This is a genomic window from Seohaeicola sp. (assembly GCF_048006315.1).
Taxonomy (GTDB): Bacteria; Pseudomonadota; Alphaproteobacteria; order Rhodobacterales; family Rhodobacteraceae; genus Seohaeicola.
This window is the reverse complement of the sequence record NZ_CP180350.1, coordinates 822,873-845,774: the sequence shown is the minus strand read 5'-3', so window position 1 is coordinate 845,774 and position 22,902 is coordinate 822,873. Positions and strand designations below refer to the sequence as shown.

The 22,902-nt window shown below is 65.3% G+C and carries 26 protein-coding genes; 12 read left to right on the top strand and 14 right to left on the bottom strand.

From position 1 onward, the window contains the following. The first annotated feature begins 87 nt into the window (after positions 1-87). From ACMUJL_RS04240 to ACMUJL_RS04230, 3 genes are all read left to right on the top strand, one after another. On the top strand, positions 88-1,764 hold the full coding sequence (locus tag ACMUJL_RS04240) for a formate--tetrahydrofolate ligase (RefSeq protein WP_068291899.1): 1,677 nt from the start codon (positions 88-90) through the stop codon (positions 1,762-1,764). 63 nt (positions 1,765-1,827) lie between these two features. After that, entirely contained in the window at positions 1,828-2,721 is an 894-nt protein-coding gene (folD, locus tag ACMUJL_RS04235; RefSeq protein WP_068291898.1) for a bifunctional methylenetetrahydrofolate dehydrogenase/methenyltetrahydrofolate cyclohydrolase FolD, read from the top strand. Between the two features lie 132 nt (positions 2,722-2,853). Then, entirely contained in the window at positions 2,854-3,624 is a 771-nt protein-coding gene (locus ACMUJL_RS04230; protein ID WP_375570232.1) for a LytTR family DNA-binding domain-containing protein, read from the top strand. Between the two features lie 11 nt (positions 3,625-3,635). Here ACMUJL_RS04230 and ACMUJL_RS04225 read toward each other — a convergent pair whose 3' ends face one another. Continuing rightward, the gene (locus tag ACMUJL_RS04225; protein WP_375570234.1) at positions 3,636-4,067 is read right to left on the bottom strand and encodes a PaaI family thioesterase; all 432 of its coding nucleotides are present in this window, start codon (positions 4,065-4,067) and stop codon (positions 3,636-3,638) included. A gap of 193 nt (positions 4,068-4,260) precedes the next feature. On the opposite strand from ACMUJL_RS04225, the gene ACMUJL_RS04220 reads away from it, so the two are divergent. After that, positions 4,261-5,025, top strand: a complete 765-nt coding sequence (locus ACMUJL_RS04220) for a LytTR family DNA-binding domain-containing protein (RefSeq protein ID WP_416914137.1) — start codon at positions 4,261-4,263, stop codon at positions 5,023-5,025. A gap of 14 nt (positions 5,026-5,039) precedes the next feature. On the opposite strand, the gene pdeM is transcribed toward ACMUJL_RS04220, so the two are convergent. The 3 genes from pdeM to ACMUJL_RS04205 all read right to left on the bottom strand — a co-directional run bounded on the left by pdeM (position 5,040) and on the right by ACMUJL_RS04205 (position 9,361). Further along, positions 5,040-5,702 (bottom strand): ligase-associated DNA damage response endonuclease PdeM, encoded by a 663-nt coding sequence (gene pdeM / locus ACMUJL_RS04215; protein ID WP_375570238.1) that lies wholly within the window; start codon positions 5,700-5,702, stop codon positions 5,040-5,042. A gap of 41 nt (positions 5,703-5,743) precedes the next feature. Further along, on the bottom strand, positions 5,744-8,155 hold the full coding sequence (locus tag ACMUJL_RS04210; protein ID WP_375570240.1) for a ligase-associated DNA damage response DEXH box helicase: 2,412 nt from the start codon (positions 8,153-8,155) through the stop codon (positions 5,744-5,746). A 189-nt stretch (positions 8,156-8,344) separates the two neighbouring features. Beyond that, entirely contained in the window at positions 8,345-9,361 is a 1,017-nt protein-coding gene (locus ACMUJL_RS04205; protein ID WP_375570242.1) for a DUF6792 domain-containing protein, read from the bottom strand. A 250-nt stretch (positions 9,362-9,611) separates the two neighbouring features. Here ACMUJL_RS04205 and ACMUJL_RS04200 point away from each other — a divergent pair, with 250 nt between their 5' ends. After that, a complete protein-coding gene (locus ACMUJL_RS04200) occupies positions 9,612-10,985 on the top strand; it encodes an MATE family efflux transporter (protein ID WP_138176991.1) in 1,374 nt (457 codons plus the stop codon). Between the two features lie 10 nt (positions 10,986-10,995). Here ACMUJL_RS04200 and ACMUJL_RS04195 read toward each other — a convergent pair whose 3' ends face one another. Then, positions 10,996-11,400 carry a hypothetical protein gene (locus tag ACMUJL_RS04195; RefSeq protein ID WP_375570244.1) on the bottom strand — a complete coding sequence of 135 codons (405 nt, stop codon included), beginning with the start codon at positions 11,398-11,400 and terminating at the stop codon, positions 10,996-10,998. A gap of 21 nt (positions 11,401-11,421) precedes the next feature. Beyond that, entirely contained in the window at positions 11,422-12,624 is a 1,203-nt protein-coding gene (locus ACMUJL_RS04190; RefSeq protein ID WP_375570246.1) for a pyridoxal phosphate-dependent aminotransferase, read from the bottom strand. An 89-nt stretch (positions 12,625-12,713) separates the two neighbouring features. Here ACMUJL_RS04190 and ACMUJL_RS04185 point away from each other — a divergent pair, with 89 nt between their 5' ends. The 3 genes from ACMUJL_RS04185 to ACMUJL_RS04175 all read left to right on the top strand — a co-directional run bounded on the left by ACMUJL_RS04185 (position 12,714) and on the right by ACMUJL_RS04175 (position 14,066). After that, positions 12,714-13,145: a helix-turn-helix domain-containing protein gene (locus tag ACMUJL_RS04185; RefSeq protein WP_375570248.1), complete on the top strand. Its 432-nt coding sequence runs from the start codon at positions 12,714-12,716 to the stop codon at positions 13,143-13,145. 1 nt (position 13,146) lies between these two features. Next, the gene (locus ACMUJL_RS04180) at positions 13,147-13,446 is read left to right on the top strand and encodes a succinate dehydrogenase assembly factor 2 (protein WP_068291869.1); all 300 of its coding nucleotides are present in this window, start codon (positions 13,147-13,149) and stop codon (positions 13,444-13,446) included. A gap of 122 nt (positions 13,447-13,568) precedes the next feature. Continuing rightward, a complete protein-coding gene (locus ACMUJL_RS04175; RefSeq protein ID WP_375570251.1) occupies positions 13,569-14,066 on the top strand; it encodes a MarR family winged helix-turn-helix transcriptional regulator in 498 nt (165 codons plus the stop codon). Positions 14,067-14,144: 78 nt separating this feature from the next. On the opposite strand, the gene ACMUJL_RS04170 is transcribed toward ACMUJL_RS04175, so the two are convergent. Genes ACMUJL_RS04170 through ACMUJL_RS04155 form a run of 4 tightly spaced genes read right to left on the bottom strand, consistent with a single transcriptional unit; the run spans position 14,145 to position 17,763 of the window. Then, positions 14,145-14,882 carry a DUF1194 domain-containing protein gene (locus ACMUJL_RS04170; protein WP_375570253.1) on the bottom strand — a complete coding sequence of 246 codons (738 nt, stop codon included), beginning with the start codon at positions 14,880-14,882 and terminating at the stop codon, positions 14,145-14,147. A 10-nt stretch (positions 14,883-14,892) separates the two neighbouring features. Beyond that, complete coding sequence (locus ACMUJL_RS04165; RefSeq protein ID WP_068291862.1) at positions 14,893-15,321, bottom strand: VOC family protein; 429 nt, start codon at positions 15,319-15,321, stop codon at positions 14,893-14,895. 47 nt (positions 15,322-15,368) lie between these two features. After that, entirely contained in the window at positions 15,369-16,808 is a 1,440-nt protein-coding gene (locus tag ACMUJL_RS04160; protein WP_068291860.1) for a surface lipoprotein assembly modifier, read from the bottom strand. Continuing rightward, positions 16,798-17,763 carry a hypothetical protein gene (locus tag ACMUJL_RS04155; protein WP_068291857.1) on the bottom strand — a complete coding sequence of 322 codons (966 nt, stop codon included), beginning with the start codon at positions 17,761-17,763 and terminating at the stop codon, positions 16,798-16,800. Before ACMUJL_RS04155 ends, ACMUJL_RS04160 begins: the two co-directional genes overlap by 11 nt. Positions 17,764-17,980: 217 nt before the next feature. On the opposite strand from ACMUJL_RS04155, the gene thyX reads away from it, so the two are divergent. After that, complete coding sequence (gene thyX / locus ACMUJL_RS04150) at positions 17,981-18,886, top strand: FAD-dependent thymidylate synthase (RefSeq protein ID WP_068291854.1); 906 nt, start codon at positions 17,981-17,983, stop codon at positions 18,884-18,886. 270 nt (positions 18,887-19,156) lie between these two features. Next, on the top strand, positions 19,157-19,555 hold the full coding sequence (locus ACMUJL_RS04145) for a DUF2177 family protein (protein ID WP_375570258.1): 399 nt from the start codon (positions 19,157-19,159) through the stop codon (positions 19,553-19,555). A gap of 50 nt (positions 19,556-19,605) precedes the next feature. On the opposite strand, the gene ACMUJL_RS04140 is transcribed toward ACMUJL_RS04145, so the two are convergent. Continuing rightward, positions 19,606-19,812 carry a cold-shock protein gene (locus tag ACMUJL_RS04140; RefSeq protein ID WP_068291848.1) on the bottom strand — a complete coding sequence of 69 codons (207 nt, stop codon included), beginning with the start codon at positions 19,810-19,812 and terminating at the stop codon, positions 19,606-19,608. 167 nt (positions 19,813-19,979) lie between these two features. On the opposite strand from ACMUJL_RS04140, the gene ACMUJL_RS04135 reads away from it, so the two are divergent. Further along, complete coding sequence (locus ACMUJL_RS04135) at positions 19,980-20,297, top strand: arsenate reductase family protein (protein WP_068292086.1); 318 nt, start codon at positions 19,980-19,982, stop codon at positions 20,295-20,297. Between the two features lie 24 nt (positions 20,298-20,321). Continuing rightward, entirely contained in the window at positions 20,322-20,690 is a 369-nt protein-coding gene (locus ACMUJL_RS04130) for a hypothetical protein (RefSeq protein WP_068291847.1), read from the top strand. On the opposite strand, the gene ACMUJL_RS04125 is transcribed toward ACMUJL_RS04130, so the two are convergent. Genes ACMUJL_RS04125 through ACMUJL_RS04115 form a run of 3 tightly spaced genes read right to left on the bottom strand, consistent with a single transcriptional unit; the run spans position 20,691 to position 22,872 of the window. Continuing rightward, positions 20,691-21,242, bottom strand: coding sequence for a DoxX family protein (locus ACMUJL_RS04125; protein ID WP_375570261.1), 552 nt, complete (start codon positions 21,240-21,242; stop codon positions 20,691-20,693). Beyond that, complete coding sequence (locus ACMUJL_RS04120; RefSeq protein WP_375570263.1) at positions 21,239-22,000, bottom strand: putative DNA-binding domain-containing protein; 762 nt, start codon at positions 21,998-22,000, stop codon at positions 21,239-21,241. Before ACMUJL_RS04120 ends, ACMUJL_RS04125 begins: the two co-directional genes overlap by 4 nt. Beyond that, on the bottom strand, positions 21,997-22,872 hold the full coding sequence (locus ACMUJL_RS04115) for a DUF692 domain-containing protein (protein ID WP_068292083.1): 876 nt from the start codon (positions 22,870-22,872) through the stop codon (positions 21,997-21,999). Before ACMUJL_RS04115 ends, ACMUJL_RS04120 begins: the two co-directional genes overlap by 4 nt. Positions 22,873-22,902 lie beyond the last annotated feature (30 nt).

Below are 22,902 nucleotides of genomic sequence, written 5' to 3'. Positions count from 1 at the left end.
ATGTCGGAATCACGACCTTTCCGAGGGCACAGCCCCTGTATAGCCAAGGTAGGGACGGCCGAACCGGCCGATAGAGGGAAAAACCAAATGACGTTCAGATCCGACATCGAGATCGCCCGCGACGCGCGCAAGCAACCCATCCAGGACATCGGTGCCAAGCTGGGCATCCCGGCGGCGGATCTGCTGCCCTATGGGCATGACAAGGCCAAGATCAGCCAGGATTTCATCTCGTCCGTGCAGGATCGCCCCAATGGCAAGCTGATCCTTGTGACGGCGATCAACCCGACGCCTGCGGGCGAGGGCAAGACCACCACCACGGTGGGCCTGGGCGACGGTTTGAACCGCATCGGCAAGAAGGCGGCCGTCTGCATCCGCGAGGCCAGCCTTGGCCCCTGTTTCGGCATGAAGGGCGGGGCCGCGGGAGGCGGCTATGCCCAGGTCGTGCCGATGGAAGAGATGAACCTGCATTTCACCGGCGATTTCCACGCGATCACCTCGGCGCACAACCTGCTGTCGGCGATGATCGACAACCATATCTACTGGGGCAATGAGCTTGAGATCGACGAGCGCCGCATCGTCTGGCGCCGCGTCATGGACATGAACGACCGCGCGCTGCGCGATATCGTGGTCAGCCTGGGCGGGGTCGCCAACGGCTTTCCGCGCCAGACCGGGTTTGACATCACCGTCGCGTCAGAAGTCATGGCGATCCTGTGCCTGGCGACCGACCTCGATGACCTCGAGCGCCGCCTCGGCGATATCGTCGTGGCCTACACGCGCGAGCGCAAGCCGATCTTCGCGCGCGACATCAAGGCCGATGGCGCGATGACGGTGCTGCTGAAGGATGCGATGCAGCCCAACCTCGTGCAGACCCTGGAAAACAACCCCGCTTTCGTGCATGGCGGACCCTTCGCCAACATCGCCCATGGCTGCAACTCGGTCATCGCCACCACGACGGCGCTGAAACTGGCCGATTACGTGGTGACCGAAGCGGGTTTTGGTGCTGACCTGGGCGCCGAGAAGTTCATGAACATCAAGTGCCGCAAGGCCGGGATCGCGCCCGATGCGGTGGTGATCGTGGCGACCGTACGCGCGATGAAGATGAACGGCGGGGTGGCCAAGGCCGATCTGGGCGCGGAAAACGTGGACGCGGTGCGGGCGGGCTGTCCGAACCTGGGCCGCCATATCGGCAACGTCAAATCCTTTGGCGTGCCGGTCGTGGTTGCGATCAACCATTTCGCAGGTGACACCGAGGCCGAGGTGCAGGCGGTCCGCGATTACGTGGCCGAGCAGGGCGCCGAGGCGGTGCTGTGCAAGCATTGGGCCGATGGCGGCGCGGGCGCCGAGGATCTGGCGCGCAAGGTCGTGGCCCTGGCCGAAAGCGGCAAGGCGCAGTTCGCACCGCTCTATCCCGACGAGATGTCGCTGCTGGGGAAGATCGAGACCATCGCCAAGCGCATCTATCACGCCGACGAGGTGCTGGCCGATGCCAAGATCCGCGCGCAGTTGAAGGAATGGGAAGAGGCCGGCTACGGCCATCTGCCGGTCTGCATGGCCAAGACGCAGTATTCCTTTACCACCGATCCGGGGCGCCGGGGCGCGCCGGTGGGCCATTCGGTTCCGGTGCGCGAAGTGCGCCTGAGTGCGGGGGCGGGGTTTGTCGTGGTCATCTGCGGCGAGATCATGACCATGCCGGGCCTGCCGCGCGTTCCCAGCGCCGAAGCGATCCGGCTGAACGACGCGGGCCAGATCGAAGGCCTGTTCTGAAGGGCCGCCGGAGATGCCTCCGGCTGGGATATTTGCAGCAAGAAGATACGAGGAGTGCGGGGCATGACGGCCAGCATCATCGACGGCAAGGCATTCGCGGCGGGGCTGCGCGACACGGTGGCGGGGCATGTCGCCGCCTTGGCGGCGGATCATGGCCTGGTGCCGGGACTGGCGGTGGTGCTGGTGGGCGAGGATCCGGCCAGCCAGGTCTATGTGCGATCCAAGGGGAAGATGACGGTCGAGGTCGGCATGCGATCCTTCGAGCATCGCTTGCCCGTGGACACCGATGAGGCGACGCTTCTGAAGGTGATTCAAGATCTGAACAATGATCCGCAAGTGCATGGAATCCTTGTACAACTGCCGCTGCCGGATCATCTGGATTCGGACCTGGTGATCAATGCGATCGACCCGGCCAAGGATGTGGACGGCTTTCACATCTCCAACGTCGGTCTGCTGGCGACGGGACAGAAGGCGATGGTGCCCTGCACGCCGCTGGGTTGCCTGCTGATGCTGCGCGCCCATCACGGCAATCTGTCGGGGATGGAGGCGGTGGTCATCGGGCGATCGAATATCGTGGGCAAGCCGATGGCGCAGTTGCTGCTGGGCGAAAGCTGCACGGTGACAATCGCGCATTCGCGCACGCGCGATCTGCCGGGCGTGGTGCGGCGCGCCGATATCGTCGTGGCCGCGGTCGGCCGGCCGCAGATGGTGCCGGGCGACTGGATCAAGCCGGGCGCGACCGTGATCGACGTGGGCATCAACCGGATCGATGCGGGCGAGGGCAAGACGCGGCTGGTGGGCGATGTGGATTTCGGCAGCGCCGTCGCCGTGGCGGGCGCGATCACGCCGGTACCGGGCGGGGTGGGGCCGATGACCATCGCCTGCCTGCTGGCCAATACCGTGACCGCCTGCTGCCGCGCCAACGGATTGCCGGAACCCGAGGGCCTGACGGCCTGATCCTGCGGCGGGCGCAATCGTCCGCCGCAGGGCCTGCGGCAATTAAGTCGTATTTTCAGCATCACAATAGCATGCGATGTTCCGGGCGCCTCAACGCCCAGACGGGCCCGACTCGCCCCGGAGATCGCATTCTTGACTGCCTTCCTGACCCGATTGATCGCGACGCTGAAAGACCGCCCCGCACTGGCGTTCCCCTTGGGGTTGTGGGTGCTGATCACCGCCACGGCAGCGATCACCGGGCCGTTCCAGACCTTTGATCTGCTGGCCCCGTTTCCGCGCCTGATCTACTGGGGCTTCGTTGTGGGGCTGTCGATCGGCCTGAGCCTGTGGCAGATGCACCTGCTTGCAGCCCGGCCGGCGATCTGGCGGGTGCTGGGCTGGTTGCCGTTCTCGGTCGTGTTCGCAGGGCTGTTGCAGGCCCTGAACCTTGCGGTCTTTCCCCATTGGCGCGGCTGGCCTGATTACCTGTGGCTGCTGGGCGTGGTGGTGGCGATCAGCTATCTGGTCGAACTGGCCGACAAGCTGTTGATACTGCTTGTGCCACGGCCTGCGGAGGCCGCCGGGCACGATCCGGTCGCCGCCCTGATGGAGCGTCTTCCACCTGAAAAACGGGGGCGCCTGATCCGGATGGAGGCGAAGGATCATTACCTTTCCGTCGTCACGTCAGCGGGCGAGGCGCTGATCCTGATGCGCATGGCCGATGCCGAGGCGCTGCTGGCCGGCACTGACGGGATCAGGGTGCATCGTTCGCATTGGGTGATCCAGGCCGAGGTGCGGGGGCACCTGCGCCGCGAAGGGCGCGATCTTTTGCTGATGTCGGACGGCAGCGAAGTGCCTGTCAGCCGTGGCGCCCGGCCGGATGTGGAACGCAGCGGGTTGATCCCGTCCCGTGCGGCGCGCTGACAGGGCGCTGGTTACGCCGCGCCAGAGGGTGAGACCGGGATCATCGTGCCTTGCAGCACCGCGATCAGGGTCAGCTTGCCATCCCGCAGCGCATGCACATCGGCGCCGACCACCATCAGGCGTCGCCCCGGTTTGATCACCCGTCCCGTGGCGATCAGAAGATCGCCCCGGGCCGGGGCGAGCAGGTTGATCTTGATCTCGGCGGTAAGCACGTCGCTATCCGCGGGCATCAGGCTCAACGCGGCATAGCCCGCGGCACTGTCGCCCAGCGAAAAGGTCAATCCTGCATGGCCGAACCCCTGCTGCTGGCGCATGCCGGGCAGAATGGGCGCCTCGATCCGGACCTCGCCGGGGGTGACGCTGGCCAGCCTCGCGCCAATGGTCTGCATCATGGTCTGGGTGCCGAAGCTGCCTGCGATGCGGTCGGTAATCGCCTGATCCATCTGTCTGTTCTTGTCCTGCTCATGTCGGCGCGGCACATGGGCCTACTACATTGTACCTGTTTTAAGCTGGCAATTTTTGAATTTGTCCGGTGGTCAGGTACAAGGTACATCCTATATTTTTGACGAGTGTGCGTGGAGGGATACCCCATTGTTATTTGTTCTGAAAGCGATACAGGCCGCTGCGCGTTCCCTGTTGCTTCCGGGAAACATTTCCTTCGGCCTTCTGGCCGTCGTGGGTACGGTGTTCACCGGGCCTTTTGATACACTGACACGCTTTACCGTCGAAGAACGTCTGCTCTACTGGGGCGGCGTTGTCGTGTTTTCGATCTTTGTCGCGACGCTGGCGCAAAAACTGGTCTACGGTTTTGCCAAGGACTCATCGAAGGCCATGGCCATCCTGGTTGATTCCGCGGTCATGACGGTCCTGTTTTCACCGATCGCCTATGGCTGGACCGTCCTGTTCCTCGACATCAGCCTGGCCTGGCGGGATTTCCTCCATGTCATCATGAACGTGATGCTGGTCAGCCTGATGATCTTCGCCTGCCGCAAGCTGGTGTTCGACTGGGCGAGGATGGTGACGTTCGAACGGTCGCAAAGCGGCGCTTTCCCCGTCCCGCCCTTGTCGATGCCCGACACGATGGTGGGGCGGCCGCGTCTGGCCCGCCGCATCGCCGAGGATGATCCCGGCCCGATCCGGCGGATCGAGGCGATGAACCATTTCGTGACGGTCTTCACCGAAAGGGACAGCTACCAGATCCGGATGAGATTTGCCGATGCCGTGGACGAGATGGACGGTATCCCGGGGCTTGTCACGCATCGGTCGCATTGGGTTGCCAACGTCGTCGTGGACGAGGTGGAACGCCGGAACGGCAGGCTGTTGCTGCGGCTGAACTGTGGAACCCGTGTTCCGGTCAGTCGCAAGTATCGCCCCGCATTGGAAGAGGCGGGCCTTGTCTGAGGGCGCCCCGATGCCTAGCGTGGCATCGGCACCGCGACCGCCTGCCGCCCGGTCAGAACCGCAATCGCACCCGGCCCCATGAGCGCGCCCAGCGCCTTGTCCGTGCTGCGCAAGCCGCCCGTGTAGGTGCCATAGGCCGGCAGGATCACGCGGGCGCTGTCGATCAGGAACGCTGGACGGCTGACTGTGCCTGCACGGGTGCGCAATTGCGCCTTCGGATGGTAATGGCCCGAAATCTCGGCCTGCGCCGCGGGCGCGGCGATATGGCGGAAGGTCAGGGGCGGCAGGTGCAACTCGGCCAGATGGGTGCCGCCCAAATCGACGGGACCGGGATCGTGATTGCCCTCGGCCCAGATCCAGCGCCGCCCCGCTTGCAGCCGTGCAATCCACAGCCGCGCCTCATCGGGCAGGCCGTCCTGTGCGGCCAGATCGTCGAAACTGTCGCCAAGGCAGATGACGGTACTGGCGCGCGTCGCCTCGAGATCGGTCTGCAGCCGGGTCAGCGTGTCCTGCGCCTCATAGGGGGGCAGGGCCATGCCGCCGTGCCGCACGCGCCGTTCCGATTTGCCGAAATGCAGGTCGGACACGGCAAGCAGCGCCTGCGCGGGCCAGTAAAGCGCGCCCGAGGGCAGGGCATGCAGGGTCTCCCCGGTCAGGGTGAAGGCGTGATGGGTCATGGCATGGGTGATGGCACCGGGCCGGGTTCAAGGCAAGGGGATCAGCTTAACCCGGCCTCGCGCATGAGGGCATCTGCGGCCTCGGCCATCAGGCGTTCGCGGGCCTGCCCCTCGACCGGGACGCGCCCCATCTCGAGGAAGAGGGGCGCCGAGAAGGGCGTGAGGCGTGACAGGCGCATCAGGTCGATCCGGTCGCCCACCCGGTCCAGCATCTCGCGCACCCGGCCGAAATCGACGAGGCCGCGCATCGCCTCGGTCCGCGTGATCTTCAATAGCAGATGATCGGGGTCGTATTTGACCAGCGTGTCATAGAGGATATCCGAGGAAAACGTCGCCTGCCGCCCGCTTTTGCGCTGCCCCGCGCTGATACGGTCGATCAGCCCCGCGATGGTGGCCGAGGCGCGGAAGGTGCGTTTCATCACGGCATTGCCCTTGAACCAGTCCTCCAGCCCATCCTCCAGCTTTTGCGGATCAATCAAGTCTGCGGCGTCGGTCAGGGGTTTCAGCCCCCAGATCAGCGTGGCGTAATCGGTGGCGACGAAACCCAAGGGATCAAGCCCCATCTCTTCCATGCGCTTGGTCAGCAGCAAGCCAAGGGTCTGCTGCGCGTTGCGGCCCGCAAAGCCGTAGACGCAGGCATGTTCGCGCCCGTCATGGGGGAAGCTTTCGATCAGCAGGCGGCCCGGTTCCGGCAGGCGGCTGACGCGGCGCTGCAAGGCCAGCCAGTCGCGGGTATGGCCGGGCAGGGCGGGCCAGTCCTCGGCCTGCAGCATCCGCAGGATGCGGGTGCTGAGCTGGGTGGAGGTTGCGAATTTCGTGCCCATGAAGGTGGCGATCTTCGGCTTGCGGCCGGGGTCCGGGCTGACCTCGACCGTCATCTCGCGCAGCCCCTCGTAGCGCACGATCTGCCCGCCGATCAGGAAGGTGTCGCCGGGTGTGAGGGTGGCGGCAAAGGATTCCTCGATCTCGCCCAGGGGTTTGCCGCCGCGATTGCGCCTGTAGCGGACCTTGAGCGTGTCGGTGTCCTGGATCGTGCCGATATTCATGCGGATCTGGCGCGCCGCGCGGGGATCACGCAGCTGCCACAGCCCGTCGGGGCGCTGCATCAGTCGCTGCCAGCGGTCATAGGCGCGCAGGGCATAGCCGCCGGTTGCGATGAAATCGAGGCAGGCGTCGAAATCGGCGCGGGCCAGCGTGGCATAGGCGCCGGTGGTGGTGACCTCTTGATAAAGGGTGTCGGCCTCAAACGGGCCGGCGCAGGCCGCGATCAGGATCTGCTGGCAGAGCACGTCCAGCGGCCCCGGCCCGCGCGCCTCGCCATCCAGGTCATGGGCCTTGACGGCCTCGAGCGCGGCAAGGCATTCGACCACTTCGAACCGGTTGGCAGGCACCAGAAGCGCCTTGGACGGTGCGTTGTAGCGATGATTGGCTCGCCCGATGCGTTGCACCAGTCGCTTGACGTTCTTGGGCGCGCCGATCTGGATCACCAGGTCCACATCGCCCCAGTCGATGCCCAGATCAAGGCTGCCGGTGCAGACGATGGCGCGCAGCTGGCCGGCCACCATCGCCGCCTCGACCCGCGCGCGCTGTTCGCGGTCCAGGCTGCCGTGGTGGATGCCGATGGGCAGCGCATCCTCGTTGGCCAGCCACAGGTTGTGAAAGAAGATCTCGGCCTGGGCGCGGGTATTGTGAAAGATCAGCGTGGTGTTGTGCGCCTTGACCTGTTCCAGAACGGCAGGGATCGCATAGGCGGCCCCGCCACCGGCCCATGGCGGTGGCTGGTCCGTGGTCAGCATCGCGATATCGGGATCGGGGCCGGGATCCGCGGTCAGGATCGGGCAGGGATCGGGGTGCCGCGCCAGAAAGCGGGCGATGGCGGCTGGGTCGTCAACGGTGGCCGACAGGCCCACGCGGCGCAGATCGGGGCAGAGCTGCTGGAGACGGGCCAGCGCCAGTATCAGCTGATCACCGCGTTTGCTTTCGGCCAGGGCATGAATTTCATCGACCACGATGCGTTTGAGCCCGGCGAAGATGCGGGGGGCATCCTCGTAGCTGGTCATCAGGGCCAGGCTTTCCGGTGTGGTCAGCAGGATATGCGGCGGATCGGCCCGCTGGCGGCGCTTGGCATGGGCCGAGGTGTCGCCGGTCCGATCCTCGATCCGCAGGGGCAGGCCCATCTCGGCCACGGGCGTTTGCAGGTTGCGCTTGATGTCGGCGGCCAGCGCCTTGAGCGGCGAGACATAGAGGGTGTGCAGGCCCTTGTGATCCGTCGTGGCAAGATCGGCCAGCGTGGGCAGAAAGCCCGCCAGCGTCTTGCCCCCGCCCGTGGGCGCGATCAGCAGGAGCGCGGGATCATCGGCCCGCGCCAGCATGTCCAGCTGATGCGGATGCGGCGCCCAGCCCTTGGCCTGGAACCAGTCGGTGATGATGGGGGGCAGGGTGGTCGCGGTCATGCCGCTAGAGGTAGGGCATGCGAGGCCGCGCGGCTAGGGGGAGATGGGCCCGCAAGGGCGCCACCGGGCCTGTCCCATGATGGGACATTTCGCGGCACGAGGGATTTCACGGGGTTACGCGGCCGCGTTAGGGGTTTTTTAACGGGTGGTCCAGGCCCTGAGCTGACTGCGAGCACCCGCGCGGGGCTGCTATGACCGGTCGGGCGTGCCGATTTCGGTCTTGCGGTAGGCGGCGCAGAAGGGGCCATCATAGACATCTCGCCCGGCATAATGCGCCGTATAGCCATGGGCATTATCCTTGCGCCCCGCCTCGGCCACGATCCGGGCCAGGCCGCAGGCGATGATATCCATGGCGTGGCCGCCGATGCGGGATTTTTCCTCTAGCTGGATGCCGATGTCATAGCGGTTGAAGCGGGTTGTCGTGATCGCCGTGGCCGCGTTGCGGATCGGGTCGAGCGCCTCGCCCGTGTGAAAGAGGCGGTAGATCACGGGCCAGTTCTGGGTGATCTGATTGTCCCAGGCCAGCCATGTCCAGTTGGTCACGGGCGAGCTGTTGAAGGCGTAGACCGTCTTGATCCGGGAAAACCGGTAGCCCGCCTGCTGGGCGAGCCCCCCGCCTAGCGAATGCCCTGCCGCGTGGATCGCAGCGTCCTTGTAGCGCGGTTTTTCGAACGCCTCGAACACCTTTTCAAGCTCTTGCCGCGCGCGGCGATACTGCGCCGGTTCGATCCCTGTGACATTGGAGAGGTTCGCGCTCCAGTCCCGCAGGCTGGGGCCTTCGGTGCCGCGAAAGACGATGACCGCTTCGCGCACCATGTTGTCGGGAGTGGTATAAAGGAAGGTTTCGTAGAAAACCCCGCTGGGATCGTCGAGGCAGAAATTGACGCCCGGGATATTCGCGGCGCGGGTCCATTTGCCCTGCTTGCCGGCGGGCAGCTTCAGCATGCCGGCATGGGTCGCGGGGGCCTCGCAGGGCCGGTCATTGACGGCCGGTTTCCGGTAATAGACCATTTCCGAGAGCACGGCCATGAAGCCGAACCGGGCAGCCACCTCCTGGATGAAGGGGTCCTGTCCGATCACCGGTTCCGTGATCCGGTCCTTTTGTTTCAGATAGGCGATCGGGGTGACGACGGCGCCGCAGGCCGCCAGCAGGGGCAGGCAGATCAGAAGGGCGAAAAGGGTTTTCGGGCAAGGACCTTGGGACAATGTTTCACTCGTACAGGTATCACGACAGGAAGGCGGCTGTCCTGGCAGGCTGGCACGCCGGGCCATGCAGATCAAGATTTTCCTGAAGCGGCAGCGCGGGGGCGGACCGGGGATGCCTCCGGCGGGGATATTTGGGGCAAGAAGAATACGGCGGCGCGGTGAAGGGGGGGCGCCTTGTCGTTGCCGCCCCCTGGCCCCTGCCGCGTGGTTCGTCTTGCGCGTTTCACGTTGCAGCGCTACGCCCTTGTGCATGAGTGACATGACCCCTGTTCCCCTGACCACCTCGCAGCACATGCGCGCGATTGGCGTGCTGGGGCTGCCGCTGATCCTGAGCCATGTGGCGCAATTCTCGATCTCGTTGACGGATGCGCTGATGCTGGGCTGGTACGATGTGACGGCGCTGGCGGCGCAGGTGCTGGCGGGGATGGTGTTCTTCGTGCTGTTCCTGTTCGGATCGGGTTTCGCCTGGGCCGTGATGCCGATGGTGGCCGAGGCGGAATCGGGCGGGCAAAGCCAGCAGGTGCGGCGTGTGACGCGCATGGCCATGTGGCTGTCGATCCTGTTCGGCACGCTGTCGATGCCCTTGATGATCTGGTCCGAGCCGATCCTGCTGATGCTGGGCCAGACCGAGGAGATCGCACGCGAGGCCAGCCGCTATCTGGCCGTGGCGGGCTGGGGCATCTTTCCCGCCCTGCTGGTGATGGTGCTGAAATCCTACCTTGCGGCGCTGGAACGGACGCAGGTCGTCCTGTGGGTGACCATCGGCGCGGTCGTGGTCAATGTGATCGTGAATTATGCGCTGATCTTCGGCCATTGGGGCGCGCCCGAGATGGGGATCGTGGGGGCGGCCTGGGCCTCGGTCTCGGTGCATTTCGTGTCGCTGGGGCTGCTGGCGATCTATGCCGCCATCGTGACACGGGAACATGCGCTGTTCATCCGCTTCTGGCGCCCCGATTGGGAGGCCTTCGGGCAGGTGTTCCGGCTGGGCTGGCCCATCGGGATCACCACGCTGGCCGAGGTGGGCCTGTTTGCCGCAGCCTCCATCATGATGGGCTGGCTGGGCACGCTGCCGCTGGCGGCGCATGGGATCGCGCTGCAGATCGCGTCTTTGGTGTTCATGATCCACCTGGGCCTGGGCAATGTGGCGACGGTGCGCGCGGGCCGCGCGCTGGGCGTGCAGGACTGGGGCGGGCTGCGGCTGGGCGCGGCGGTGGTGGTGGCGCTGTCGCTGGGCCTTGCGGCGCTGACGGTGGTCGTGTTCCTGACCATGCCCGAGGTCCTGATGGGCCTGTTCCTGTCGCCCGACGAGCCGGACCGCGCGGGCGTCATCGCCATCGGCGTGGTGCTTCTGGCGGCGGCGGCGCTGTTCCAGCTGGCCGATGCGGCGCAGGTCATGGCGCTGAGCCTGCTGCGGGGCGTGCAGGACACGCGGGTGCCGATGATCATCGCCACGCTGTCCTACTGGGCGGTTGGCATGCCCGTGGCCTATGTGATGGGCTTTGTCTTTGGCTGGGGCGGTGTGGGCGTCTGGCTGGGCCTGGCCGTGGGGCTGGCGGGTGCCGGGCTGTTCATGATGTGGCGCTTCTGGGGGGTGATCCTGCCCCGGCTGAGCGCGCGCGGTTAGGGCTGCGCGCTCATTCGCCCTTCATCAGGCGGTCGGCCTTCTTGCGCACCAGCACGGTGCGCAGGTCATGCATGGCCAGCAAAAGCGTATCGGTGACCGCATCCAGCTGCTCGTCCGTGGCGCGGGTCTGGACCCATTGCGCGGTCAGGTTGAGGTGATCCACCGCGCGCAGGATATCATCCACCTCGCGCGCGGCCAGAAGGGCGGTGCGCTGGGCCATCCATCCGGTGATCGCCTCCATGTCCGCATCCGAAAGGCGGCGGTCGCCATGGGGTTTCACCTCGCCGTTGCGGATGTTGATCGTGGCGATCTGGTCTATCTCGATGCGGCGCTGGCGGTTCGCGGTATCGACACGGTAGACAAGCGCCCCGTTCTCGCGGACACGGAAATAGTAATCGGGAAGCTCGCCTGCCATGTCGTCCGTACCTTTCCTGCCTCAGGCGAGGGCTGCGCAAAACCTCTGGATGCGGTCGCAGGCCTCTGCCAGTGCCGTGTCGGAAGTAGCGTAGCTGATGCGGAAGTTCGGTGAAAGGCCGAAGGCTGCCCCGAAAACCACGGCCACGCCGGTGTCTTCCAGCAGCGCACGGGCAAAGGTTTCATCGTCCGCGATCAGGGTGCCTGCAGGGGTGGTCTTGCCGATCAGACCCGCGATGGAGGGATAGACGTAGAAGGCGCCTTCGGGCACGGGGCAGGTCACGCCGTCGATCGCGTTGAGCGCCTTGACCACAAGGTCGCGGCGGCGGGCAAACATCGCGTTGTTGGGTGCGATGAAATCATGGGTGCCGTTCAGCGCCTCGACCGCGGCCCATTGGCTGATGGTGCAGGGGTTCGAGGTGCTTTGCGACTGGATCTTGCGCATGGCGTCGATCAGCGGCTTGGGGCCGGCTGCATAGCCGATCCGCCAGCCCGTCATCGCATAGGCCTTGGAGACACCGTTGACCGTCAGGGTGCGGTCGTAAAGCCCCGGTTCCACCTGCGCGGGCGTGCAGAACTTGAAATCGTCATAGGCCAGATGTTCATACATGTCATCGGTCAGCACCCAGACATGGGGATGGCGCATCAGCACATCGGTCAGCGCCTTCAGCTCTTCCCGGCTGTAGCCCGCGCCGGTGGGGTTGGAGGGGGAGTTGAACAGGAACCACTTCGTGGCGGGGGTGATCGCCGCCTCAAGCTGATCGGGGGTGATCTTGAAGGCGTTTTCCAGCGTGGCCTCGATGAAGACGGGCGTGCCGCCGGCCAGCAACACCATGTCGGGATAGCTGACCCAGTAGGGGGCGGGGATCACCACCTCGTCGCCGGGGTTCAGCGTGGCCATCAGCGCGTTGTAAAGCACCTGCTTGCCGCCGGTGCCGACGCTGACCTGACCGGGCGCGTAATCCAGCCCGTTGTCGCGCTTGAACTTGGCGCAGATCGCCTGCTTCAGCTCGGGGATGCCGTCGACGGCGGTGTAGCGGGTCTTGCCTGCGTTGATCGCCGCGATGCCGGCGGCGCGGATATGTTCGGGCGTGTCGAAGTCGGGCTCTCCGGCGCCGAGGCTGATGATGTCGCGGCCCTGGGCCTTGAGTTCCATTGCCAGGTTGCTGACCGCGATGGTCGGTGACGGTTTCACGCGGTCGAGCGTCTTGGACAGGAAGGACATGGGATGGGGCCTCTGGTTTGAATTCGGCAGTTCAATGTCTTAGGATGCAGCCAAAGCCCGATCAAGCACGATCGGCGGATGGGAGAGAAATGACACAGGACCAGCCAGCCAGCGACGCGATGAACACGCAGCCCGATCTTGAAGAAAACTGGTACGGCCCCGATACGGCGACCTTCGGCGACCGCGTCGCCGCAGCGCGCGAAGCGGCAGGAATGAGCCAGAAACAGCTGGCCCGCAGGCTTGGCGTGAAGATCGGCACCGTGCGCGGATGGGAGGATGACCTGTCCGAGCCGCGCGCCAACAAGCTGTCGATGATGGCGGGTCTTCTGAACGTGTCGATCATCTGGTTGCTGACCGGTGAGGGAGAGGGCGTCGCGGCCCCGGTTGACGAGACCCCGATCGCGCCCGATATCAACGCCCTGCTGGTCGAGATTCGCGACCTGAAGACCCAGATCGGCGCCGCGGCGGACCGTCTGGGGCGGCTTGAGAAAAGCCTGCGGACAAAATTGAAAGGCGAGTGAGATGCTGATCGAACAGGCCCCCGTGGGCGAACCGCGCGAGACACGGCTTCGCCGGCTTGCCATGCGATCCATGCGGCGGGGCATCAAGGAAATGGATGTGATCCTGTCGCGCTTTGCCGAACTGCACCTTGCTGGTCTGGATGATGCGTTGCTGGACAGCTATGACGCGTTGCTGCGCGAGAACGATCACGATCTTTACTACTGGGTGAGCGGCGTGCAGGAGCCGCCCGAGACCTTTGCCCCGCTTGTCGCACGCATCCGCGACATGCTGGCCGGACAGGGTGGCGCCGTCCAGCGCTAAGGCCGTCCCCGGTGCCATCCGCCATTTTCGTGGCAATTTAGGAATTTCCGAACGGGTTTAACCTGTTATTGGTCTTTGTGCTGCATGGTCCCTGACGAAAGAACAAATCGTCGGAGTTTTCCATGACCCTGCACAAGACCCTGGCCACCGGACAGCGTACCGGTTTCATGGGCAGCTATCTGGAAGCGCTGTCGCTGGTCGAAAGGCTTCATCGGCTTCTGCTGGACGTGATCAAGGACGAATTCGAACGCGTCGGCATGCTGGAGGTGAACGCCGTTCAGGCGCTGCTGCTGTTCAATATCGGTGATAACGAGGTGACCGCGGGCGAGTTGAAGACGCGCGGCTACTACCAGGGCAGCAATGTCAGCTACAACCTCAAGAAACTGGTGGAAATGGGATACATGCACCACCAGCGCTGCGAGATCGATCGCCGATCGGTGCGCGTCAGGTTGACCCCACGCTGGCGCGAGATCCGCGATGTGGTGGGGGGGCTGTTCGCCCGCCACGCCGAGGGGCTGGAAAGCCGTGGGGTCCTGGGGCCCGACGGGATCGAGGATATCACCGCAGCACTGCGCCGGGTGGAGCGCTATTGGGCCGATCAGATCCGCTATATCTACTGATGTGCAAGGGGCGAACGCGGTATGCCTCCGGCGGGGATATTTGCGGCAAGAAGAAACCGGCGGAACGGCAAAGGGGAATCAGCGCGACAGCAGGCCGATCCGCACCTCGAGTTCGCGCAAGAGCTTGCGGCGCATCGCACGTTCGAAATCCTCGAACCCGGCAGCCACTTCGACAAAGCTGCCCGGTCCCCGGATCACGATCTGCCGGAAATAATCGGCAAGCCCGGTGTCCGCGCCCTCGGTGATGCCATGATCCGTGCCCGCTTCCTGCACCTCGATGACCAGGGCATTCACGGTAATCTGCGAGAAATCGAAAGCGTCATAGGCGGCGGTCGGACCGAAGCCGTCGTTGTTGACCCCGTCGCCCGAGATGTCCAGCACGCGCGCATCGCAGGCGGGTCCTTGTCGGAACAGGTCATGGGCATATTCGATCGCATGGCCGATGGCGGTGGAGAATTCGGCATAGCTGCGCCGGCTGAACGCGATCCTGTCCGCGACCGCGCCGATGGTCGCCGCGTCGCGCAGCATCACCCAGGGCAGCACCATGTCCTGCTGGACCCGGCCGCTCCATTCGAACATGGCCAGGGCAACGGGGCGATCCGGCTGGGACAGGATCGCCTCGACCACCTCGGGGGCGCGCAGGGCCTGGGCCAGGCCCCCGCGCTGCAGCGCATCCTCCAGCGGATCCACGGACGAGGAGATGTCCATCGCCAGCACCAGCGCAAGGCGGCAGGGCTCTTGCGCCGTAGCCCCGCCAGCCCCCGCAAGGGCTAGTCCCGCGGCAAGGATGCCGCGCAAGGCAAGAGGCCCGGCCACGCCCGCGCCGTTACCAGTGCCCGATGTTGGGCATGCTGATCCAGGGTTCGGCCGGCGTCAGCGGCGCGCCCTTCTGCAGGAACTCGATCGAGATATTGTCGGGGCTGCGCACGAAGGCCATGCGCCCGTCGCGCGGCGGGCGGTTGATCGTCACGCCATTGTCCATGAGATGCTGGCACATGGCGTGGATATCGTCCACCTCATAGGCCAGATGCCCGAAATGGCGGCTGTCCGCAGGCAGGCCATCGTCGCCGTCCCAGTTGTAGGTCAGCTCGACCGGGCATTCCTCCTGGCCGGGTGGGGCCATGAACACCAGGGAAAAGCGGCCGGCCTCGTTGTCATAGTGGCGCGTCTTGACCAGCCCCAGCAGTTCGAAGAAAGCCTGTGTCTTTTCCAGGTCTTTCACCCGCACCATGGTGTGAAGATATCGGATCGTCATGTCATTCCCTTTTCAGTTGGCCGTACTGTTCATCCTGCGACACCCTGTCAGAACAGGGACCTGATGCCAAAGGAAACCGCCAGTTCGCTGGCGTCGAAACGGCTGAAGTTCGAACGCGTCTTCTGCGCCCGCAGCGTGAGGGTGGGCGCAAATCCCGCATAGTCAAGATCCTGAAACAGAATGTCGACACTGCCGAAGACCGCATCGTCCTGCCGCCCCCCCGGCACGGCGATGAACCCCACCGCATAATCGGGGTAAAGGGTTTCCCCCGCCCCAAGGGTAAAGCTGAGGCGGGCGGGGCCGACAGGCCGGGCCATGTCGTAGCGCAGAAAGGCCGTGCGGCGGGTCGAGACCGCGTTGCGCGTGTCGCTGTCACTGTCGCGCCAGGCCAGGGACAGGCTGATGCGATCCCCGTTGGAAATCCGGTAGCCCAGGCTGGCCTGCAGGCCCAGGGTTTCGATCGGCTGGTTGACACCCTCTTCGAAACTGCGCCGCTCGGCCTCGATCCCCAGCGAGAGGGTCGTGGCCTCGGACAGTTTCAGCCCGCGCGTCAGGCCCAGACGCAGATACCTCTGGTAGGGATCGCCGCCATACCAGCTTCGCCCCGCCGCGCCTTCGATCGCGACAAAGCCGGTGCCGGCCCCCGCGCCTGTGCGCTGCGCATGGCGCAAACCCGCCTCGAGCAGGGCAAACGAGAAGTCGTCATTCGACACATCAGCGCCCGGAAAGCTGTTGGCAAGGTCGCGCGCGCTGTCATCCAGCCAGACCCGGCTGCCATAGGCGCGAAAAAGGGCCTGGGTTTCCCCGGCTTCGGTGCCCTGCAGCCTGTAGCCCAGCGACAGGTCCGCCGTGCCCGTGACCCCCGACAGCGCCTGCGACAGGCCGTCCAGCAGCCCGATCACCGGCACGCCATCAATCAGCGCATAGGGGCTGTCGCTGCCGTTGTTCACGTTGGACGAGGGCGCGAGGGACAGCCGCAGGCGAAACTCCAGCGGGTCCATGGCGCGGACCTGGCGGAAATCCTGCTCGATCCGCGGCCGCATCGCGGGATCCGGGGCATGCAGCAGCGAGCGGCGCAACCAAAGCTGGGCGCGGGTGAACTGCCCGGCATCGACCGACAGCCGCGCGGCCAGCTGCGCCGCTTCGAATTTCTGGATATCGGTCTTGGCAAAGCGATAGGCCAGCGCCGCGGCTTGGCGCGCCTCGCGTGTCCGGCCCTGTTGCCGCAGGGCCTGCGCGATGATGAAATGGGCCAACGGATCCTGCGCATCGGCCTGCAACAGGCCCTGGCCGATCTGCAGCGCCAGGCCCGCATCACCCCGTTGCAGGGCCGCCGCGGCCACGCCGCGGGCCTGGTCAAGGCTCAGGGTGACTTCGGCGCCAGGGGGCTGCGCGGGCTGGCTGGTCTGGGCCAGTGCGGGTGCTGCCAGCAGCAGCGACAGGATCAGCGCGGCGGCGCGGTGGCGGCGTCTTGGTTCAGTTGACATCGGCGCAAAGCACCGGATCGGATCCGGCGGCGCCACAGCGGCTGAGGACGAAGACACCCGTCTCGCGCTCTGCCTCGAAGCCAAGGCTGTTGGTCTCGCCGTCGAATTCGGTCAGGGTCACCACCCCCCCCACGGCCGAGGCATCGGCACCGCCGAAAATGCCGCCGTAATCGCCGATGTCGCGTTCGGGCACGCCGCGATAGTTCACCGTGTCGCCGAAGAAGGTGCCATCGGCATTCACGCCGCCCACGCGCAGCGCCAGGTCGGGCAGGGCGGACCCATACTGGATCAGCGATCTGTCGAAGATCGTCCCGTTGATCGTGTTGTTCGCGAAATCCACGTTCAGGAAGATCGTGCCCACCGTCTGCGCGCTTTGCGCGGGCCGGGCGGCGGAGTCGATCCCCGGATCGACCGGCAGCAACTGATCGCCGGGCGCGTTGACATTGGTCAGGCCCGCATAGCTGCCAGCATAGGACACCAGCCCCGAGGTCGGCTTGACGAAGGTGCTGCCGGGATCGTTACGCTCGTAAAAGCCGCCGGCGAAGAAGGTGTTGAACTGCCCGCCATCCGAGGCGACACCGGCCTGCACCGAATTCCCGGCATCCGCGCTGCGCGCCACCATGGCCGTCACATGCCGGTCCAGCGGGTCGTCCTGCAGCGTGTAGGCCAGGTAGCCGGGGCGGTCGAGCGCGGGCGTCCGGTTGTAGGTCGCATCCAGCGTTCCGTTGTTCAGCGATGTCAGCCTCAGCACCAGCGTTCCTGCATCGGCGTCATAGGTGGCCGATTGCAGGTTGTTGGCCAGCGAGGCGGGGATGCTGGAAAACGGATCGGGCACGGGGGCGGCCGGCTGATCCTCGACCACGGGGGCGTCATCGGACAGGATCGGCGTGAAAGGGTTGCCGCTGCAGCCGGCCAGAAATGCACTTGCCACGCAGATGCCCAATAACTTTTTCATAATGCCGCCCTCGAAAGACTTGGTTTAAGCAGAAGAGTCCCGTGGCACCGCGGCAAAGTCAACGACCCACGTGGCGAAGATGGAAAAATTCCCGGCGCGTGGCATCGAAAAACACGGTGCGGCGCCCGGACAACCATCTTACTATTGTGGTTTCCGTAGGTGGCATCCTCAAGATATAGTTGCCCCCGACTCAGACACCCTATCAAGGAGCTTCGACATGCCGCTTACCCCAGACCAGCAGGCCGAGGTTGACGCACAGCGCGCACAGGCGCAGCCGACCCTTCGCGCGGTATCGCCGGGCATGGAGAAACATCTCTACACCGCGATCCCGGTGCTGGATCACGGATTTGTCCGCGTGATCGACTACATGGGGGACGATGCGGCCATCTGCCAGGCGGCGCGCGTGAGCTACGGCAAGGGCACGAAATCGGTGCAGAATGACGAAGGGCTGATCCGCTACCTGATGCGGCACTGGCATTCGACCCCGTTCGAGATGTGCGAGGTCAAGCTGCATGTGAAACTGCCCGTCTTCGTGGCGCGGCAGTGGATCCGGCACCGGACGGCGAATGTGAACGAATATTCCGCGCGCTATTCGATCCTGGACCGCGAATTCTACATCCCCGCGCCCGAACATCTGGCTGCGCAATCGGTGGTCAACAACCAGGGTCGCGGTGCCGCGCTGGAGGGCGAAGAGGCCGCCCGCGTTCTGGAGATCCTCAAGACCGACGCGAACCGCGCCTATGACCATTACGAGGCGATGATCAGCCAAGACGGCCAGCTGGGCCTTGCGCGCGAGCTGGCACGGATGAACCTGCCTGCGAATATCTATACCCAGTGGTACTGGAAGGTGGATCTGCACAACCTGCTGCATTTCCTGCGCCTGCGGGCGGATGCCCACGCGCAATACGAGATCCGCGTCTATGCCGATGCGATCTGCAAGGTGGTCGCCGACTGGGTGCCCTTCGCCTACAAGGCCTTCGAGGATTACCGCATGGGTGGCGCCACGATGAGCGCGACCGCGCTGGACTGCGTGCGCCGGATGTTGAAGGGCGAGGATGTCACGCAGGAGAATTCCGGCATGAGCAAGGGCGAATGGCGGGAGTTTATCGATACTTTGGGGTGATGCGCCCCCGCGCGGAATCAAGGCGCGTAGCGCCGCCGCGCGATCGCCGAGCCGCCCCCCGTTTATGACATACGGCGGCGGCGATTTTGCGACCGTTCTGCGCTGAACCGAGGCTCAAGGACTGGGCGGGGATAAAGTGAGTTGAAGGGGCGTTGGCATCGCCACCCCGCGGGTCGGCGGTCGCGCGGCTTGGGGCGGGGGGCGCTGTCTTTCATCCAAAACGCAACCCTGACCGTATCCCTTTCAACCAAAGCGAAAGGCAGCCCATCCGTGCAACTTGTCATCCTCTATGTCTCGACCGCCGCCGTCTTCCTGATCCTGGATGCGATCATGCTGACGCGCGTCCTCAAACCGCTGTTCGAGACGCATCTGGGCGATCTGCTGGCCGAGCCGATCCGCATCGGGCCCGCGGCGGTGTTCTACCTGTTCTACGTGGGGGGCTTGCTGTATTTCGTGTCGCTGCCTGCGCTGCGGGACGCGGCACCGGTGGCCGCGCTGATCGGGGGCGCGATCCTGGGCGCCATGGCTTACGGCACCTACGAGTTCACCAATTACGCGACGCTCCGGGATTGGCACTGGCACATGGTCGCCGTGGACCTGACCTGGGGCGCGGTCCTGACGGGCGTTTCGGCCTGGGCGGGGGTGGTGATCACCCGCGCCCTCACCTGATCTGCCGTGCGGATCTGCGGTCGGTGACGGCGTGATGCCGTCTGGCGCCGTTACAGAAGCTTGAGATTGGCTGCCATCTGGCGCCCGTCGCGACCTTCCTGCAATTCGTAGGTCAGCTTCTGATTGTCGGCGAGGCCGGTCAGGCCGGACCGCTCGACCGCGGAGATATGAACGAAAACATCCTTGCCGCCGTCTTCGGGGGCGATGAACCCGTAGCCTTTCGTCGTATTGAACCACTTCACGGTGCCGTTGGGCATGTCCCGTGTCTCCTTCACATTCGATCGTTACCGTGGCTGTCCCAGCCACGCTGCGCGGCGCGCATGGCAAAAAGATTGCACGGCTTTTGTAAAAATCAAGAAAAACACCCGTGAACTTGACCGGTTTCGGCGGTATTGAGGGGCAGATGACCGATTGCGAGGCAAGGATGACCCTTTACGGACTGAAGACCTGCGACACCTGCCGCAAGGCAATCAAGGCCTTGCCGGGCGTGGATTTCGTGGATGTGCGCGGCGCGGGCGTGCCCGCCGATCTGCTGGCACGAGCCCATGCGACATTTGGTGACAGGCTGGTGAACCGATCCTCGACCACTTGGCGGGGGCTGTCGGAGGATCAGCGCGCGCGCGATCCGCTGGCGCTGCTGGCCGAACATCCCGCGTTGATGAAGCGCCCGCTGATCGTGGCGGATGACGGCACGCTCCATCTGGGCTGGGACAAGGATGTGCAGGCGGCCCTGCTGGGCTGAGCCTGCGACACAGGAGGAAACGTCATGCGCAACGCGGCCCAATTGCTGGGGATCATCGGCGGGATCATGGCCATGATGGTCGGGTTCTTCAGCTATGGTTATACCGAGGCCGTCGCCCGCTATGGCGAGATCGAGGGCCTGTTCGAGCAGGTCGCCAATATCGAGGTGATCCGCATGGCCAGCTTCCTGTCGCCCTTGCTGGCGATTGCGGGCGGCGCGATGGCCAAGGTGCGCGCGCTCTGGGGCGGGATATTGCTGCTGCTGTCGGCGGGCGGAATGTATTACGCCTTCGGCTTCAACGTCTTTACCATGTTCCCCGTAGGGTTCTGCCTTGTGGGCGGCCTGCTGGCGCTGGCCGCCGGCAAGCCGGACGAGCCCAAGGCCCATTTCTGATCAGCGGGTCGCGCGGGTCAGGATGCGGTCCAGCGACAGCGCCCCCGCCCCCTTGACCACCAGCACCATCAGCAGCACGAACCACAGGGCGCGCTGATCCAGAATCGGCGTGTCCGGGATGCGGTCGAACCATGCCCCCAGCGTTGCGGGCTGGGCCAGCGCGCCATGGCCGATCAGGTCGGTCAGGGTCTGCACGATGACGAAGCCGATCATGCCCAGTGCGGCCAGCCGCGTCATCAGCCCCAGGACGATCATCAGCGGCAGGATGAATTCGGCCCAAGTGCCCGCCAGAACCACCAGTTTGTGCCAGAGGTCGAACTGGCTGATGTCATAGCCCGCAGCCTCCATCGCGCGGGGAAAGATCTGCGCATAGGCCCCGAGGGAGGGCTGGAAGATGCCGGCCAGACCGTCGCCCAGCTTGGTCAGGCCCGAGGCCCAGAAATAGCCCAAAAGGACGCCTGCAAAGACAAGCCGGGCGAGGGTGGGCAGCAGCCATTCTGCGCGCTCCAGCCCGGTGAAGGCGCGGTCATGCAGGCGGATCAATGTGTTCATGGTGTTGTCTCGTCTTTCAGGCCGGTCAGGGCGCCGCCTGCGATCAGCAGGCCAAGGATCGTGGTCGGGTCGAAATCGGCTGCCTCGGCCAGTGCGGCATCATGGGCGGCGCCAAGGCTTGCCCCTGCGATCAGTGCCGCGACGAAGGCGGCACCGCCGGGGGGCAGGGGCTGCGCCACGGGATCGAAACCGGGCCGGGTGATCAGGACATCCTGTGCCTGTGGTGCGGGTTTGGGGCTGTCCGGGACAAGGGCATAGGTCCAGATCGCATGCAGCGGCCAGGGCGACCGGATCAGTTCGACCGCTGGGGCGAGGGTGAATGTCGTGGCGTCCAGCCGTGCAGGCGGGATATCGCCCAGCGTGGCAGGGTCCAGCGGTGCGGCATCGGCGGCGTGATAGGACCTGCGCAGGGCCAGTTCCAGCCGCGCAACATCGCCCAGATAGCCCATCTGCGCGCGCGCCGCGGTGTGTTCCAGAAATTCCGGGAAACCCGCGCCGTAATGCATCATCAGCCGCGAGGCGGGCGGATTGGCCTGCACGAAGGCGCGCGCCAGACCGGCGAAGTTCTGCGCGCCCAGCAGCCTCGCGACGGCGGGAAACCCCTGTTCGAGGGCGGCAATCAAGGATGTCGTCACATTGTTGCGATACACGTTGAAGCGACGTCCCGCCGGTCGGCCCTGGCCATCTTGCAGACCTGCGGGCACCGGGCGCGCCGGGTCCATCAGCGCGGGCAGGAAATCGTCGATCAGGCCGGTCATGACGCAGCCCGCAGCGCGGGGTTCAGCCGGGCCAGCGCCTGTGCGGCGCGCCGCGCCTCTGCCGCCAGCACGGGCCAGGCCGGCACGTCATTGTCCCATTCCACCAGCACCGGGCGCGGGCCCGAGGCGGCCAGCACATGATCGAGCAGCGTCCACACCGGGTCGGCGATGGGCGCGCCATGGCTGTCGATCAGAAGGGGCGCGCCGTGATCGTCCTGATCGGTATCATGGCCGCCCAGATGGATCTCGCCCACCGCGTCCAGCGGGAAGGCATCCACGTAGCCGCGCGGATCGAAACCGAGGTTGGTGGCGGAAACGAAGACATTGTTCACATCCAGCAGCAGGCCACAGCCGGTGCGGCGGGTCAGTTCGCGCAGGAAATCGGGTTCCGACCATGTGCTGTCCGCAAAGGCAAGGTAGCTGGAGGGGTTTTCCAGCAGCATGCGCCGGCCCAGCACATCCTGGACCTGGTCGATGTGATCGGCCACGCGCGACAGGGTGGCATCGGTATAGGGCAGGGGCAGCAGGTCGTTCAGAAAGGCGCTGTCATGGCTTGACCAGGCCAGATGTTCGGAAAAGCTGGCGGGGTTCAGCCAGTCGCAAAGATGTTTGAGCCGCGCCAGATGGTCGGGGTCCAGCGCGCCTTCGCCGCCGATGGACAGGCCCACGCCATGCACCGAGATGGGAAAGCGTTCCGCCAGGTGGCGCAACTGCGCGATGGGGCGGCCACCGTCGCCCATGTAGTTCTCGGCGTGGATTTCCAGCCAGCCAACGGGGCGGGCATCGGCGATGATGTCGCTGTAATGCTGCGCCTTGTAGCCGACGCCGGGGGCGGCGGGCAGGGGGGCGCTGCGCTGGGGGGAAAGGGTCATGGCAGATGCTCCGTTTTCGGGGAGGGGCTG